The sequence below is a fragment of the Sphingomonas sp. M1A8_2b genome (genome assembly GCF_053345535.1).
In genome coordinates this window covers 1,724,576-1,740,744 of sequence record NZ_JBKFAH010000001.1, presented here as the reverse complement: position 1 = coordinate 1,740,744, position 16,169 = coordinate 1,724,576, and the positions used below count along the sequence as shown (strand labels likewise).

Genomic DNA, 16,169 nt, shown 5'->3' with positions numbered 1-16,169 from the left:
AATACGGCCTACTAGAACGCACGGACGCATCGTGCGAGCAAAATTGCGACCTACGTCAGCGCACCCGGCCGCTGCAATGCGGCTTCGTACAGGTCGCGGTAGCGGGCGATCATCACGCCCTCGTCATATTCGGCGCGTGCCTTCGCCTGGTTCGCCGCGCCGACCGAGGCGCGCAGCGCAGGGTCGGACACCAACGCCTGCAACGCGTCGCGCAACCGGACTTCGTTGGCGATGTCGGTGACGAACGGCAGGTTCTCGGGTGCGACCATTCGCTTAAGGTCGCCGACCGGATAGCTGGCGATCGGCAGGCCCGCCGCCATCGCCTCGACTACCGAAATGGGAAACTGCTCGCTCCGCGACGACAGCGCGAGCATGTCGAAATGACCGATATACCGGTACGGCCGATCGAGGAATCCGGGCAGCACCAGCTTGTCCGCCATCCCCATCGCCGCGGCGGCCTGAACGATGTTGGCGCGCTCAGGCCCCTCGCCGACGATCACTAGCCGCACCCGACCCGAGACGCCGCCGACCGCCCGCACAAGCGCGGTGAGGTCTTTCACCTCGCGCAGACCCGCCAGCGCGCCGATCACGACTTCCTTGGCGTTGCGCGTGAAACCGGGGATCGCCTTGGGCTCGGGCTTCTGCGCGTAATAGGCGGTGCCGATGCCGTTGACGATCCGGTGTACGCGGTCGCGCGGCTGTTTCCAGGTGTTCAGCGCGATCCCCTCGAGCACCTCGGACGGCACCGCGAGCGCATACGCAGCACTCAGCGCGAGCCGCCGATAGATGTTGCGCTCGATCTTCAGTCCGGACGCCTCGTCGGCGTTGAACCCATCCTCGTGATGGACGAGCGGGGGCGCGCCCTTGCCGAACGCGCGGCGCGCCATCGCCCCGTCGATCGCGCCCCAGTTGTACGTCAACACCAGATCGAACCGCCGCATGTATTGCGCGATCGCCTCGTAGCGTTGCACGGAGGGCTTGCCGGTCAGCGGCGGCGGGGTCTGCGCGATTTCGTAACGGATGCCCTTGGCGATCGACTCCCGCGCACTGGTCTGCTCGGGCATTCCGGAGACGATGGTATGCCTCGCGCGATCGCCGAACGCGTTCATCAACCGAACCGCCCGCGCCTCCTTCCCGCCGAGATCGAACGAGGAATGGAGATGGAGGATGTTCACGGGTGCGGCCATGCGGCGGGGGATGCCGATTTTCGCGTCCGCTTTCAAGGGTGCCGCAAGCCCGTCTGGCGGGCGCCGGACTTGCAAGATCGGTGAGGCAGTGCCATTAAATGGCGACAACGTCATGCGCACCAAGCAGCGTGACGACATCCCAAGACTATCAGAGAGTTGGACGAGGATTTCGAGCAGCGGTCGCGCTCGATCGATGGTTTTTGCCCGATTGCGGCAGATTCCTCGCGCGGCCCGAACGACAATCCGGTGATGGTTTCCGGTCCCCGCTCTCGACGCGCTGGAGGCCAGGCCAGACCGCAATGATGAGGCACGACGATGCGGCTCCCTTCCAACGACAATAGTATCGCTCCCGACTCCGTCGGCGTGACCAAGGCCGCCGCGGGCGTGACGCGGCGCGGACTGCTGGGCTCGGCGATCACCGCGGGCGGCGCAGCGATGCTGCCTCTCGCCGCCGCCGACGCCGCGCCGACCGAGCGCAACGTCGACGTGCTGCTGGTGGGCGGTGGGATCATGAGCGCGACGCTCGCAGTGCTGCTCCACCAGCTCGAACCGAGCTGGACGATCGAACTGGTCGAGCGCCTCGACAAGGTCGCGGAGGAAAGCTCGAACGGCTGGAACAACGCCGGCACCGGTCATTCGGCGCTGTGCGAACTGAACTACACGCCGGTCAACAGCGCCGACGGCCTGGTCGAGATCAAGAAGGCGATCGAGATCAACGAGCAGTTCCAGGTCACGCGCCAGTTCCTCAGCCATCAGGTCGACGCGGGGATGCTCGTCAATCCGCGCTCGTTCATCAATTCGACGCCGCACATGAACCTGGTGTGGGGCGATGCGAACGTCGCTTTCCTGCGCAAGCGGCATGCCGCGTTGCAGGCGAGCCCGCTGTTCTCGGGGATGGAATTCTCGACCGATTCCAGGCAGATCGCGCAGTGGGTGCCCGTGATGATGCAGGGCCGCGACCCGGCGATGAAACTTGCCGCGACGCGCTCGCCGCTCGGCACTGATTGCAACTGGGGCGAGGTCACGCGCCAATATGTCGACGCGATGCGCAGGCAGCCCGGCTTCACGCTGACCACCGGCCACGAGGTCCGCTCGCTCGAACGCAGTGCCGACAAGCGCTGGCGGGTGACCGCGCGCGACATGAAGAGCGACGAGAAGCGGATCATCAATGCGCGCTTCGTGTTCGCCGGCGCGGGCGGTGGCGCGCTGCCGATCCTGCAGAAGTCGGGCATCCCCGAGGCCGACGATTATGCCGGCTTCCCGGTCGGCGGCTCGTTCCTGGTCACCGACAAGCCCGAGGTGGCGCAGCGTCACCTCGCCAAGGTGTACGGCAAGGCGGCGGTCGGCTCGCCGCCGATGTCGGTGCCGCATCTCGACACGCGCTATCTCGACGGCAAGCAGGCGCTGCTGTTCGGACCGTTCGCGACCTTCTCGACCAAGTTCCTGAAAGAAGGCTCGTATTTCGATCTGCCGGCGTCGGTGACGCTCGACAATTTCCGGCCGATGATCGCGGTCGGCTGGGACGATTTCGATCTCGTCGAATATCTCGCCGGGCAGCTGATCATGTCCGACGCCGACCGGATGACCGCGCTGCGTGAATATTTCCCGGGGGCGAAGGACGGCGACTGGCGGCTGTGGCAGGCGGGCCAGCGCGTCCAGATCATCAAGCGCGATCCGAACAAGGGCGGCGTACTGAAGCTCGGCACCGAGATCGTCGCGTCGAAGGACGGCTCGATCGCGGCCTTGCTCGGCGCGTCGCCGGGCGCCTCGACCGCGCCGTCGATCATGCTCGACCTGTTGAAAAAGGTGTTTCCCAACCATCTCGCTACCGCGGCGTGGCAGGGCAAGATCCGCGAGATCGTCCCGAGCTACGGCGTCACGCTCAACGACAAGCCCGACCTGATCGCCAAGACCTGGGCGGCGACCGCGCAGACGCTGCAGCTTACGGTACCATCGCCGACGGTGCAGGTCGCGACGCAGCCGAAGCCCGCCGCCACGCGCGTCAAGGTCGACCGCAGCCCCGATCTGGCGCTGTAACCGGAACGGATCGATCTAGGGATTTAGCGTAGCCGACCAGGTTTTGACGTCGAGCATCACGATCCGGTGGCGGTTTTCACGCCGCCACCGGAAGGCTTGCCGAAACCACTCTCGCGCGACTGACATCAAGACAATCGTATCGCCAACAGTATTCGTGGAAACTCTCTCCATTTCACAGACATATTCGCAGATATTACTGCGTTATGGAGCAGGTTCAAATTGTCGACGATAACAGATCAGCTCTAACCATCCGTTACCGGGATTCCCCGGATAACGAGGATGATTGCCATGGCTGCTTATGATTTCGACGCAAAGCATATCCAGAGCGCTGTCGATGCCGCTGCGCATCATGCGAAGACTGCAAATCTGGCGGCAATCACGACGACGACCGATGTATCCCAAGGCGGCGCGCTCGTTCTCGCCGGTGGGTGCATCAGCGTCACGGTCAACAACGGGCAAATCTGCGTCAATCTGCCGTTCGGCTTCGGATCGGTCTGTTTGCCAATCCCCTCGATATTTCCCAACGGCACCGCGGCGCAGGCCTGCATCGACATCTGCACGACGTGGGGCATCCCGACCGGGGTCAAGGTGACGATTTCGATCGCCGGCCAGGTCATCGTGTCGAAGTCGATCGGCCGCTGCTGACGCAACCGGCAGGAGAACATCGGTGCGAAGTTCTCCTGCCGGGCTCGTCCATCGGCGGCGTCTAGGCTCCGAAAACACCCTTCGGGATATGCGTGATGCGGCACGCCAGATCCGCCTCGCCGCTCGCCACCACGTAGAAGTCGCCCGCGTCCGCGATGCCGGTCGTGAAGACGACGTTGTCGAGGTACATCTGGTCCTTCAGCGGTTCGGTCAGCGCCGGGTTTGGCTCCAGCAGCGCGGTATGCTCCGTCGCAACGGTGATCGACGGATCGTCCTTGTCGAGGATCGACCAATAGGTGCGGTAGATGCCGACCACGCCCGATGGCTCGACACCGTGCCACAGCGTCAGCCAGCCGCGATCGGTCAGGATCGGAGGGGCCCCGCCGCCCATCCGCGCGGTCGCGACGGTGGCGGCATGCGGCCGGATACCGGGCTTGTCGTGCGGTTTCCAGTGGAGCGCGTCGGGCGAGCGCGACAGATTGATCGAGGGGCCGCTGCGCCATTCGCTGCCCGGCGGGTAGGCGAAATACAGGTCGCCGAGCGGGCGGGTCTGCGCCCAATATTGCCCGTCGATCAGCCCTTCGAAGATCAGCATGTCCTTGTTCTGGTGATCGAGGACGATCCCTTCGAGGTGCCAGTCGAGCGCGTCGGCGGACGTATAGAGCGTGGTCGAATGCCGCTCGGGGCTGACCGAGCAGGTGGTCATCAGATAGCGGTCGCCGACCTTCGAGATCCGCGCATCCTCGACGCCGTAGCATTGGTACGACGTGCGCGGCGCGATGGCCTTGTCGTAATGCACCGCGACCACCGATCGTCCTTCGGCGTCGAGCTCGACCGGGAGGAGCCACGACAGCGACGTCAGCGCCATCACCTTCCACCCGCCGCCGGGGATCAGGAATTTACGCGGATCCTTGGTATCGACCATCTGCAACGGCCACGCATCGAGCAGGTATGCGCCGTCCTGCCACCGGATCGCGTGGACGTTGCCGTTCTTGACCGGCTGCTTGAGCGCCTCGGCAACGCGCACCATCAGCAGCAGATTGCCGTTCGCCAGCCGCGTCATCCCCGGATTGAACGCGCCGAGCACATAGGTCTCGGCACCGACCTTCCCCGCCAGCGGCGAGCGCGACAGGTCGATGTCGGCGGGGGTGAAGACGAGCTGGTCGAACATGCTATTCTCCTTTGATTTACGTCTGGCGACTTCCACCTGCTCCGTCATCCTGACGAAAGTCAGGATCCAGGGTCATCAAGGGCAGTTCGCCGTTACTCTGGATCCTGACTTTCGTCAGGATGACGGGACGGGCGCCGCGCGAACGGGGGCATGGGTTAGCCGTCTCGCTTATTCCCCCTCAAGCGCCCGCGGGACGATGACGATCTGCTGGATCACGGTGCGCGTCGGTTGCGTCAGCAGGAACTCGACCCCCGCGGCGATGTCCTCCGCGCGCAGCATCTGCTCCGCCTTGATCATCGCGCGCTGCTTGTCGTCGGGTACGTCGGGATACTGCATGTTAGAGCCGACCTTGCCCGGCTCGACCAGCGACACCTTGATCCCTTTCGGTCCGAGTTCACGCCGCAACGCCTCCGAAAAGCCCGCGATCCCCGCCTTGACCCCGGCATAGACCGTCGAGCTCGGCCCGAGGATGTGCGCGCTCAGCGAGCCGATGATGACGATGTCGCTGATCGGCTTCATCCGGTGCGCGGCGTGATGTGCGCTCAGCATGTAGGCGGTGAAGTCGACCGCGATCGCGTAGCGGAGTTCGTCCTCGCTCATCTGCATCAGGCCGCCCGCCGCGACCGCGGCATTGATGACGGTGATGTCGAAGCCGCCCATCGCCGCCTCGCCCGCATCGAAGAACGCACGGACCTTGTCGGGATCGGCGAGCTCGGTGATCATCCCCTCGCCCTCGCCGACCTCGCGGATACGCGCGAGCGCGTCCGCCAGATAGCGTTCGTCGCGCCCGCAGATGAAGACCTTCGCCCCCTCCGCCGCGAGCAGCACCGCGATCGCCCGCCCAATCCCGGTGGTCCCGCCGGTGATGATCGCGCGGCGGCCCTTCAGCGGGCGAACGGTCGTGTGTGCGTCGGAGAGATCGGTCATCAAGTATCCCGGTTGTCGGTAGAATATCGGCAGGAGGCGGGTCCTAAGCGCGAATACCCCCACCCTCAAGGGCACCCTCATGGTCACGCTCAAGCGCGCGCTCCAGTAGCCGGTCGATCGGCGCCTGCACGATCGTCTCGGTCAGCGTCGGCGCGTGTCCGACCCCCGGCACCGTCACGAGTTCGACCTGGTCGAGCGACGCCGCCATCCGCTCCGCCGTCGCCGCGGACAACAGGTCCGATCGACCGCCGCGCACGATCAGCGTCGGCACATCACGGAGCGACGCCAGCGCCTGCCACATGTCCGGCCCCGCCTCGTTGCCCGGCACGCGGAACGGCTCGGCGATCTTCACGTCGTAATCGAGCACGATCCGCCCCGAGCTGTTGAGCCGGTACAGCCGCTTGGCCATCGCCAGCCAGTCCTCGATCCCGAAGTCGGGATAGACGTCGTCGTTATTCTCGGCGACGCAGCGCGCGGTGTGCATCCAGGTTGGGAACACGTTCGCCTTGCCGACATAACCACGAATCCGCGACAGCCCCTGCGCATCGATCTCCGGCCCGACATCGTTGAGCAACGCACCGAGCATCCGTCCCCGCGACGGCTCCGCCATCAGCATCGTCACGATCCCGCCGAGCGACGTGCCGAATGCGATGTACCGATCGATCCCCTGCTCGGTCAGCAGCGCGTCGACGTCGTCGACATAGGTGGTCGGGACATACGACGTGGGATCCTTGGCGTACGCGCTCTCGCCACGCCCGCGAAAGTCGATCGCGATCACGCGCCAGCGCCCCGCCAGCCGCGCGGCGAGCGCATCGAAATCGCGCGCGTTGCGAGTCAGTCCGGGCATGCAGAGGATCGGCGGCTGGCCCTCCGCCCCGCCCGGATAGTCGCGCGCATGCAGTTTGAGGCCGTCGCCGGACGACCAATAGAGGTTTTCGTAAGCGGCCATGGTTGCGTCCTTCGGGTAGCGGCCACCATATCGCCGCATGCCTATCGACCCGCAAGCCTATCGCCCCGAAGCTGCACTCCTGACGCTCGGGGACGCGTTCTTCGATCCGGTCGCGCCGGCCGACTTCCCCGAGACACGGCTGAGATTCCGCAACGATCGCGCCGCCGCGCAGATCGGCCTCGACGCGCTCGCCGACGATGAGTGGACCCGGCATTTCGGGCGGTTCGCGCCGTTGCCGGACACGCTCCCCCAGCCCTTAGCCCTCCGCTATCACGGTCACCAATTCCGCACTTACAATCCCGATCTCGGCGACGGCCGCGGCTTCACCTTCGCCCAGATGCGCGACGATCGTGGTCGCCTGATGGACCTCGGCACCAAGGGCTCGGGCCAGACCCCGTGGAGCCGCGCGGGCGACGGTCGCCTCACGCTCAAGGGCGGCGTTCGCGAGATCCTCGCGACCGAGATGCTCGAAGCCCTCAACGTCCCCACCTCGCGGACGCTGTCACTGATCGAAACCGGTGAGCACCTCCACCGCGGCGACGAGCCCAGCCCGACACGCTCCGCCGTTCTCGTCCGCCTCAACCACAGCCACGTCCGCATCGGCAGCTTCCAGCGCCTCGCCTACGAGCGCGACGAAGCTGGCCTTCGCAAGCTCGTCGGTTACACGCTCCGCAACCTCTACGACGAGGACAGCGACGATCCCATCCGCCTGCTCGACCTCGTCGTCGCCCGCACCGCGCGCCTTGCCGCGCGCTACATGGCGGCGGGCTTCGTCCACGGCGTGCTCAATTCGGACAACATCAACGTCACCGGCGAGAGCTTCGACTACGGCCCGTGGCGGTTTGCCCCGACCTGGGACCCTGCCTTCACCGCCGCCTATTTCGATCATCAGGGGTTGTACGCGTTCGGCCGCCAGCCCGAAGCGATCCACTGGGACGTCATGCAGCTTGCTGTTGCACTCCGCCAGATCGCCGAGAGCGACCCGCTGGTCGCCGCGCTCGACCAATTCGGCCCGCGCTACCAACCCGAAGTCACGGAGGCGATCCTCTGGCGTCTTGGCGTCCGTCCGGGCGATCCCGGCGCCGACCGCGATCTCGTCCAGGCGACCGAACGCGCGCTGCGCACCTCGGGAGCCGGCATCGACCGCTTCTTCTTCGACGCGTTCGGCGGCACGCTGCCCGACACCTACGGCGAACCCTGGAGCGAAGTCCGCGCCGCGCTCGCCGCCTACGAACCACGCAAGGACCGCGCGCATCCGTATTGGTCGGGCGAGCCGTGCAGCATGCTGATCGACGAGGTCGAGGCGATCTGGGCGCCGATCGCAGAGCACGACGACTGGAATGCGCTGACCGCCAAGGTCGCCGCAATCCGCACCATGGCCGACGCGCTCGCCTGACCCGATCCTCCCCCGCCAAGGGGAGGATCGCAAAACCGATTGTCGATCCGCGTTTTCCGCGACCAGTGGAAACTCCCCGCGAATCAAGGCAAGAGCGGCGCATGTCCGACGAGATCATCTCCTACGAACCGGCCACCGGCGCGATTCTCTGGCGCCACCCGATCGGCGATGTCGATGCCGAAGTCGCCGCCGCGCGGTCCGGCTGGGCGACCTGGGCCTCCAAACCGCTCGCCTTCCGGATCGAGACGATGCGGCGCTTCGCCAACATCGTCCGCCAGCGCAACGACGCGTTTACCGACCTGATCGCGCGCGAGACCGGCAAGCCGATCTGGGAAGCGCGCGGCGAGGTCGAGACGGTCATCGCCAAGGTCGACATCTCGGTCAGCGCCTATGCCGACCGCACCGCACAGCGCCGCCTGGAAGCGACGATGGGCTCGCGCATCGCCGTCCGCCACAAACCGCACGGCGTGCTGGCGGTGCTCGGGCCGTACAATTTCCCCGCGCATCTCCCCAACGGGCACATCGTCCCCGCGCTGATCGCCGGCAACGCGGTGGTCTTCAAACCGTCCGAAAAGACTCCCGCGGTCGGCGCGTTCCTGGTCGAATGCTTCCGCGCCGCGGGCGTGCCACCCGAATGCATCCGCCTCGTCATCGGTGGCCCGAACGAAGGCAAGGCGCTTGCCGCGCACCCCGATATCGACGGGCTGTTGTTCACCGGCTCGGCGCGCACCGGCCTCGCGCTCAACCGCGCGTTCGCCGAGAAGCCCGAGAAGATCCTCGCGCTCGAGATGGGCGGCAACAACCCGATCGTCGTGTGGGACACGCCGGACCTGCACACCGCAGCGATCCTGATCATCCAGTCGGCCTTTACCACCGCCGGGCAGCGCTGCACCGCGGCGCGCCGGCTGATCGTCGACACCAAGCTCTACGACCCGTTGATCGCCACCGTCGACAAGATGGTCGGCCGGATCATCGTTGGCGAACCGCACGCCAACCCCGCCCCGTTCATGGGCCCGGTGATCGACAACGAAGCCGCCGAGCAGCTGACCGAAAGCTTCCTCGAACTGCTTACGCGCGGCGGCCGCGCGATCCGCCACCTCGAACGCCCGGTCGCGGACCTGCCATTCCTGAAACCCGCCCTGATCGACGTCACCGATATCGCTGACCGACCCGATATCGAGCTGTTCGGCCCAATCCTGCAGGTCGTCCGCGTCGACGATTTCGACGCGGCGATCGTCGAGGCGAACGCCACCCGCTACGGCCTGTCCGCGTCGCTGATCAGCCAGACGCCTGCGCTCTACGACCGGTTCTGGGCGAACATCCGCGCCGGCATCGTCAACTGGAACAAGCCGACCAATGGCGCCTCGTCGGGCGCGCCGTTCGGTGGTATCGGCTGGTCGGGCAACCACCGGCCGAGCGCCTATTACGCCGCCGACTATTGCGCCTACCCGGTTGTCAGCAGCGAATCCGAGAGCGCGCGCGCGTCGATCGGCATCGGCCTCAGCGACGGCTGATCGCGTTTCGGCGCGTTCGAAAGCAATCCTACCTCCCGCCAAAGCATCATTCGGTTGCGGTGCAGCGGGTTGCCGTCCATCTCCTGCTCCATGGCAAGCCTTCTAGATCCCACCGCCCGCGGGCGCGTCATCCTCGTCGGCGCGGGGCCAGGCGATCCCGGTCTCCTCACCGTCCGCGCGGTCGAGGCGCTCAAGACCGCCGACGTCGTCGTCCATGACGGCCTGATCGATCCGCGCGTGCTCGACATCGCGCCGCCGTCTGCGCAGCGCATCTCGGTCGCCAAGCAGCGCGCACGCCACACGCTGCCGCAGGAGGCGATCAACGCGCTGATCATCGCGCATGTGAAGACCGGCGCGATCGTCATCCGCCTGAAGGGCGGCGACCCGTTCGTGTTCGGCCGCGGCGGCGAGGAAGTCGAAGCGGTGCGCGCCGCCGGCCTGCCCGTCGAAGTGATCCCCGGTGTCTCGGCCGCACTCGGCTGTGCCGCTGAGGCGATGCTGCCGCTCACCCACCGCGATCATTCGAGTGCAGTCAGCTTCGTCGCGGGCCAGTGCAAGGGGTTGAGCGAGCAAAACTGGGCCGGCCTCGCGGGGCAAGGCCGTACGCTCGTGATCTACATGGGCATCGCGTCGGCGACCGACATTGCCGACAAGCTCATGACCGACGGCGTCGCGCCCGACATGCCGGTGGCGGTGCTCGAACGCGGCACGCTGGAGGGCAGCCGCGCGATCCGCACGCTGCTCGCCGATCTGGGCGCGATGGTCGCGCGCGAGGCGGTGAAGAGCCCCGCGATCATCGTCGTCGGAGAGGTCGTCGAACTCTCCGACGCGCAAGACAAACTCGCCCGCTGGGCCCGCGTAGCAGAGGACGCCGCCGCATGAAGCTGTTGACCGGAAACGACCTTCCTACCGGCGACGTGATCTGGTGGACCGGCAATGGCTGGTCGCGCCACATCGAGGATGCGGTCGACGTCGGCGTCGCGGGTGAATCGATCCTTCGGGCCGAAGAAGGCGCGCGCCGCGTCAACGTCCCCTATCTGATCGAGGCGACGCAGACCGAAGACGGCCCCCGCCCCGCGCACATCAAGGACCGGATCCGCGCGCTCGGCCCGACGATGCGACCCGACCTGACTCTCAAACCCGCCGACCCCAACGCCGGCAGCTGGGTAATCTGACATGTATAAATACGACGAATACGACCAGGCGATCGTCGACCAGCGCGTCGACGAGTTCCGCGATCAGGTCCGCCGCCGCCTCTCCGGCGAGCTGACCGAGGACCAGTTCAAGCCGCTGCGCCTGATGAACGGGCTGTACCTCCAGCTGCACGCATACATGCTGCGAGTCGCGGTGCCGTATGGGACGCTCGACGGGCGCCAGATGCGGATGCTCGGGCATATCGCGCGAAAATACGATCGTGGTTACGGCCACTTCACTACGCGGCAGAACATCCAGTTCAACTGGATCCAGCTCGACCAGACTCCGGACATCCTCCAGGAACTGGCGACGGTCGAGATGCATGCCATCCAGACCAGCGGCAACTGCATCCGCAACATCAGCTCCGACCAGTTCGCCGGCGCCGCCGCGGACGAGGTCGCCGACCCGCGCCCCTGGGCAGAGCTGATCCGCCAATGGTCGACGTTCCACCCCGAGTTCACGTACCTGCCGCGCAAATTCAAGATCTGCGTGATCGCGGCGGACGAGGATCGCGCGGCGATGCGGCTGCACGACATCGGCATCGGGCTGCACGTCCGCGACGGTGAACTCGGCGCGAAGATCTTCGTCGGTGGCGGCATGGGCCGCACGCCGATGATCAGTCACGAGATCCGCGACTTCGTGCCTGCCGACGACCTGATGAGCTATCTCGAGGCGTGCCTGCGCGTCTACAATCGCTACGGCAGGCGCGACAACATCTACAAGGCGCGGATCAAGATCCTGCTCCACGAGATCGGCCCCGACGAATATCGCCGCCAAGTCGAGGAGGAATTCACTGCGGTGAAGGGCCTCGGCCTCGATCCGCCGCGGGCCGAGCTGGAGCGCATCACCAGCCACTTCGGCGCGCCCGATTTCGACGCCAACGCGTCGACCGATATCGACCGCAGCGATCCCGACTTCGCGGTCTGGCTCGACCAGAACGTGAAGGCGCACAAGCAGCCGGGCTATGCGATCGTCAACATCAGCCTCAAGCCGATCGGCGGCATCCCCGGCGACGCCTCGGCGGACCAGATCGACGTGATGGCCGATCTCGGCACGCGCTACAGCTTCGACGAACTGCGCGTCACGCATGCGCAGAACATCGTCCTGCCGCACGTCAAGATCGCCGACCTCCACGCGGTGTGGTCGGCGCTGAACGAGGCAGGGCTTGCTGAGGCCAATCTCGACCTGATCAGCGATATCATCGCCTGCCCCGGTCTCGATTATTGCAGCCTCGCCAACGCGCGATCGATCCCGCTCGCACAGAAGATCGCGACGCGCTTCGGCAGTCTCGCTCGCCAGCGTGACCTTGGCGAACTGAAGCTCAAGATCAGCGGCTGCATCAATGCGTGCGGGCACCATCACGCGGGCCACATCGGCATCCTCGGCGTCGACAAGAAGGGCACTGAGAATTACCAGCTCTCGCTCGGAGGGTCGGGCGCAGAGGATGTGAGCCTCGCCAAGATCACCGGCCCCGGTTTCTCGGAGGACGGCGTGGTCGACGCGATCGAGCGCGTTACCGACCGGTACCTGCAGGTCCGCGATCCCGGCGAGCGCTTCCTCGACACCTATCGCCGCGTCGGCTTCGAGACGTTCAAGGAGGCGATCTATGGTTGAGTATCCGGACCAGACGCTGCTCCGCTTCCGCGACGACGAGCCGCATGACGAGCCGGCGGTGACGCTCGATTCGTTCATCGGCCAGAGCAACGCCGCCGCCGTGCGCCTGGAAGCGGGCGACGATGCACGCGCGCTGTTGCCGCAGATCGACCAGCTCGCGCTGATCGAGGTGAGCTTTCCGGGCTACCGCGACGGGCGTGGATATTCGTCGGCGCGAATCCTGCGCGAAGCAGGGTATACCGGCGAGCTGCGCGCGCAGGGCGATGTGCTGGTCGACCAGATTCCGCTGATGCGGCGCTGTGGGTTCGACAGCTTCGCACCGCAGGCGCCGATCGACATCGACGTGCTGCGCGCGAGCCTCGAGCGCTACGATACGCCGTACCAGAAGGCGGCGGACGGTGCGGTGCCGGTGTGGAAGCTGCGCCATGGGTGAGCCCGCGCGCCAACTCGACATGATCGACGTCACGCCGGCGTTCACGCGCGCCGACGCGATGGCGATGCAGGCGCGCTTCGAAGGTATCTCCGCGCAGGAGATGCTGCGCGAACTGCTGGTCGGGGAGTTGCGCGGGCGGATCGCGGCGGTGTCGTCGTTCGGTGCGGAGTCGGCGGTGCTGCTCCACATGGTTGCGCAGGTCGATGTCGACGTGCCGGTGGTGTTTACGAATACGCAGAAGATGTTCGGCGAGACCTTGGCGTATCGTGACGAGCTGGCGGAGAAGCTGGGCTTTACCGATCTCCGCGTCTTCCGTCCCGATCCACGGTTGCTTGCGATCAAGGACAAGACGGGGTTGCGGTGGTCGTATGATCCGGATGGGTGTTGCGATCTGCGCAAGGTCGAGCCGTTGCGGCGGGCGCTGGCGCCGTTCGATGCCTGGATTTCGGGGCGGAAGGGGTTCCAGTCGGGGACTCGTACCGCGCTGCCCCGGTTCGAGGAGGACGAGGGCCGCTTGAAGATCAACCCGCTCGCGGATTGGGACAAGGCTAAGCTCGACGCGTATTTTGCGGAGCATGAGTTGCCGCGGCATCCGTTGGAGGCGCAGGGCTATCTCTCGATCGGCTGCGCGCCTTGCACGACGAAGGTCGCCCCCGGCGAAGACCCGCGCGCGGGCCGGTGGCGGAGTTTCGACAAGGTGGAATGCGGCATCCACGCGCCGACCGATTACGATCCGATGATCTGACCGCTTTCCCTCGCCCCTGCGGGGAGAGGGAGGGAGGAGCCACTTGGCGACGGAAGGGAGAGGGGTGGTTGGGATGAACCGTCCCGAGCCTCACTCCCCTCTCCCTTCCCACGGCAAGAGCCGCGGGCCCCTTCCCTCTCCCCGGAGGGGAGAGGGACACGATGGCCTCAATACTCGGCGAGATCCGAGAACTTCGTGATCGTCGGATCGAACTTCATCCGGACCTTCCCCGTCGCACCGTGTCGCTGTTTCGCGATGATCAGCTCCGCCAGGCCGTAGACCCGCTCCATCTCAGCCGCCCACGATGCATGGTCCTCGAAGATCTTCGAGCTATCCCCTTCCGCCGGGCGCTTGGGCTCCTTCGACGCGACGTAGTAATCCTCGCGGTACACGAACCAGACCATGTCGGCGTCCTGCTCGATCGAGCCGGACTCGCGAAGATCCGAGAGCATCGGCGTCTTGTCCTCGCGAGACTCCACCGCTCGCGACAGCTGCGACAGCGCCAGAACGGGGACGTTGAGATCCTTCGCCAGCGTCTTCAACCCGCGAGAAATCTCGGAGATTTCCTGGACGCGGTTGCCGTCCTTGCTCTTGCCCGACCCCGACAAAAGCTGGAGGTAGTCGACCACCACCAGCCCGATCTCGTTGTTATGCCGACGCTGCAACCGGCGCACGCGCGTATGCAGTGCGCCGATCGAGAGACCGCCGGTGTCGTCGATGAACAGCGGCAAATTCTCCAACTCGGCCGCGGCGGCAGCAAGCTGCGCGAACTCGGTCCGGCTGATCTTGCCCATGCGGAGCGACTCGGACGAAATCTGCGATTGCTCGGCGAGAATACGCGTCGCGAGCTGGTCCGCGGACATTTCCAGCGAGAAGAACGCGACCTTCGCGCCGACCGAATCCTTCGGCGCGATCCCGTCGGCCATGTCGCGCATCCAGCGTCGCGCCGCATTGAACGCGATGTTGGTGGCGAGCGACGTCTTGCCCATGCCCGGACGGCCCGCGAGAATCATGAGATCGCTGTGATGCATGCCACCGATCTTCGCGTTGATCGAATCGATGCCGGTGGTGACGCCCGACAGATTGCCGCCCGAATTGAGCGCACGCTCGGCCATCTTCACTGCCGCCGTGGTTGCCTGCGCGAACGACTTCACCGTGTTCTCTGAGCCGCCGTCGGCTGCAACCTTGAACAGCTCCTCCTCGGCGAGCTCGATCTGTGCGCGCGGATTGACCTCTTCGGAGGTGTCCATCGCGCGATCGACCAGCGTCCGCCCGACCGACACGAGCGCGCGGAGCATCGCGAGGTCGTAGATCTGCTGCGCGAACTGGCGCGCGCCGATCAGCCCCGCACCGCTGCCCGTCAGGCCGGCAAGATACGCCGGCCCGCCGAGCTCGCGCATGCCCTCGTCGGCATCGAACATCGGCCGCAGCGTTACCGGCGTCACCAGCATGTCATTGCCACGCAGCGTCTTGATCGCGGCGAAGATCCGGCCGTGAACGGGCTCGAAGAAGTGTCCCGGTTCGAGCTTGTCGACGAGATCGTCGGCGAGCCGGTTGTCGATCATCATCGCGCCGAGCATCGCCGCTTCGGCCTCGACGTTGCGGGGAAGCTGCTGCGGCTCGGCGGCGGCGGGAACGGGGAATGCGAGAGTTGCCATCTGCTTCACCTACGCGATGCGCGAGGCGGGGTCCAAGGGGGCGTGCGGCGGAATGATGGGGATAAGTCGGCGATTGGCGTTCGCATGCTTACCCCTCCGTTCCAACGAAGCGAGATTTCCCTGCCCCCTTCCTTCCTCATCAAAAGGCAGGGAGAATTCCGTGGGTGTCGCGACAAGTGACAGGCGATACGTGCGCCGCTATCGAACCGGTATGGCCGACCCGCGGATCATCGATGTGCAACTCGACGAGACCAGTCTCGGCTGGCGCTCGCCCGACGTCGAGCAAGAGCGCCGGATCGCGATCTTCGACCTGATCGAGGGCAATCACTTCGCCCCGCAGCGCGCTTACCCGGACGGCTATGCCGGCCCGTACAAGATCAAGCTGCAGTCTGAGGAAGGGCGCCTCGGCATCCATATCCACCGCGAGGACGACACGCATCTCGAGACACTAGTGCTCGCGCTCGGCCGGTTCCGCCGGCCGATCCGTGATTATTTCGCGATTTGCGACAGTTATTACCAGGCGATCCGGCAATCCTCCCCGGCGCAGATCGAGACGGTCGACATGGCCCGCCGCGGCGTCCACAACGAAGCGGCAGAGCTGCTGAAAGAGCGCCTCGACGGCAAGATCGAGGTCGATTTCGATACCGCGCGACGGCTGTTCACGCTGATCTGCGTTCTCCACATCCGCAACTAGAAGAC

Annotated in this window: 15 protein-coding genes; 10 read left to right on the top strand and 5 right to left on the bottom strand. The window is 65.9% G+C overall.

Going from position 1 to position 16,169, the window contains the following annotated elements; genetic code table 11:
• Positions 1–50: 50 nt before the first annotated feature.
• Positions 51–1,187, bottom strand: a complete 1,137-nt coding sequence (locus ACLBWL_RS08160) for a glycosyltransferase (protein ID WP_447791807.1) — start codon at positions 1,185–1,187, stop codon at positions 51–53.
• Positions 1,188–1,550: 363 nt separating this feature from the next.
• On the opposite strand from ACLBWL_RS08160, the gene mqo reads away from it, so the two are divergent.
• Both mqo and ACLBWL_RS08150 read left to right on the top strand, forming a co-directional pair.
• Complete coding sequence (gene mqo / locus ACLBWL_RS08155; RefSeq protein ID WP_447791805.1) at positions 1,551–3,224, top strand: malate dehydrogenase (quinone); 1,674 nt, start codon at positions 1,551–1,553, stop codon at positions 3,222–3,224.
• A 288-nt stretch (positions 3,225–3,512) separates the two neighbouring features.
• Entirely contained in the window at positions 3,513–3,869 is a 357-nt protein-coding gene (locus ACLBWL_RS08150; RefSeq protein WP_447791803.1) for a hypothetical protein, read from the top strand.
• A 61-nt stretch (positions 3,870–3,930) separates the two neighbouring features.
• Here the strand turns inward: ACLBWL_RS08150 and ACLBWL_RS08145 are convergent, their stop codons facing one another.
• The 3 genes from ACLBWL_RS08145 to ACLBWL_RS08135 all read right to left on the bottom strand — a co-directional run bounded on the left by ACLBWL_RS08145 (position 3,931) and on the right by ACLBWL_RS08135 (position 6,916).
• A complete protein-coding gene (locus tag ACLBWL_RS08145; protein WP_447791801.1) occupies positions 3,931–5,040 on the bottom strand; it encodes a glycoside hydrolase family 130 protein in 1,110 nt (369 codons plus the stop codon).
• Between the two features lie 168 nt (positions 5,041–5,208).
• Positions 5,209–5,967: an SDR family oxidoreductase gene (locus ACLBWL_RS08140; protein WP_447791799.1), complete on the bottom strand. Its 759-nt coding sequence runs from the start codon at positions 5,965–5,967 to the stop codon at positions 5,209–5,211.
• A gap of 43 nt (positions 5,968–6,010) precedes the next feature.
• Positions 6,011–6,916 carry an alpha/beta fold hydrolase gene (locus ACLBWL_RS08135; protein WP_447791797.1) on the bottom strand — a complete coding sequence of 302 codons (906 nt, stop codon included), beginning with the start codon at positions 6,914–6,916 and terminating at the stop codon, positions 6,011–6,013.
• A 37-nt stretch (positions 6,917–6,953) separates the two neighbouring features.
• Between ACLBWL_RS08135 and ACLBWL_RS08130 the strand changes: the two genes are divergently transcribed.
• The 7 genes from ACLBWL_RS08130 to ACLBWL_RS08100 all read left to right on the top strand — a co-directional run bounded on the left by ACLBWL_RS08130 (position 6,954) and on the right by ACLBWL_RS08100 (position 13,812).
• Positions 6,954–8,312 carry a protein adenylyltransferase SelO family protein gene (locus ACLBWL_RS08130; protein ID WP_447791795.1) on the top strand — a complete coding sequence of 453 codons (1,359 nt, stop codon included), beginning with the start codon at positions 6,954–6,956 and terminating at the stop codon, positions 8,310–8,312.
• Positions 8,313–8,413: 101 nt separating this feature from the next.
• Positions 8,414–9,826 (top strand): succinylglutamate-semialdehyde dehydrogenase, encoded by a 1,413-nt coding sequence (gene astD / locus ACLBWL_RS08125; protein ID WP_447791793.1) that lies wholly within the window; start codon positions 8,414–8,416, stop codon positions 9,824–9,826.
• A 90-nt stretch (positions 9,827–9,916) separates the two neighbouring features.
• Positions 9,917–10,708, top strand: a complete 792-nt coding sequence (cobA, locus tag ACLBWL_RS08120) for a uroporphyrinogen-III C-methyltransferase (protein ID WP_447791791.1) — start codon at positions 9,917–9,919, stop codon at positions 10,706–10,708.
• Positions 10,705–11,001, top strand: coding sequence for a DUF2849 domain-containing protein (locus ACLBWL_RS08115; RefSeq protein ID WP_447791789.1), 297 nt, complete (start codon positions 10,705–10,707; stop codon positions 10,999–11,001). The genes cobA and ACLBWL_RS08115 overlap by 4 nt, the downstream gene beginning before the upstream one ends.
• A gap of 1 nt (position 11,002) precedes the next feature.
• Positions 11,003–12,634, top strand: coding sequence for a nitrite/sulfite reductase (locus ACLBWL_RS08110; protein ID WP_447791787.1), 1,632 nt, complete (start codon positions 11,003–11,005; stop codon positions 12,632–12,634).
• Positions 12,627–13,067 (top strand): DUF934 domain-containing protein, encoded by a 441-nt coding sequence (locus ACLBWL_RS08105; RefSeq protein ID WP_056050673.1) that lies wholly within the window; start codon positions 12,627–12,629, stop codon positions 13,065–13,067. Before ACLBWL_RS08110 ends, ACLBWL_RS08105 begins: the two co-directional genes overlap by 8 nt.
• Positions 13,060–13,812 (top strand): phosphoadenylyl-sulfate reductase, encoded by a 753-nt coding sequence (locus ACLBWL_RS08100; RefSeq protein ID WP_447791785.1) that lies wholly within the window; start codon positions 13,060–13,062, stop codon positions 13,810–13,812. Before ACLBWL_RS08105 ends, ACLBWL_RS08100 begins: the two co-directional genes overlap by 8 nt.
• A 167-nt stretch (positions 13,813–13,979) precedes the next feature.
• On the opposite strand, the gene ACLBWL_RS08095 is transcribed toward ACLBWL_RS08100, so the two are convergent.
• Positions 13,980–15,470, bottom strand: a complete 1,491-nt coding sequence (locus tag ACLBWL_RS08095; RefSeq protein WP_447791783.1) for a replicative DNA helicase — start codon at positions 15,468–15,470, stop codon at positions 13,980–13,982.
• Between the two features lie 211 nt (positions 15,471–15,681).
• Here ACLBWL_RS08095 and ACLBWL_RS08090 point away from each other — a divergent pair, with 211 nt between their 5' ends.
• Positions 15,682–16,164 (top strand): UPF0262 family protein, encoded by a 483-nt coding sequence (locus ACLBWL_RS08090; RefSeq protein ID WP_132735525.1) that lies wholly within the window; start codon positions 15,682–15,684, stop codon positions 16,162–16,164.
• Positions 16,165–16,169: the final 5 nt, after the last annotated feature.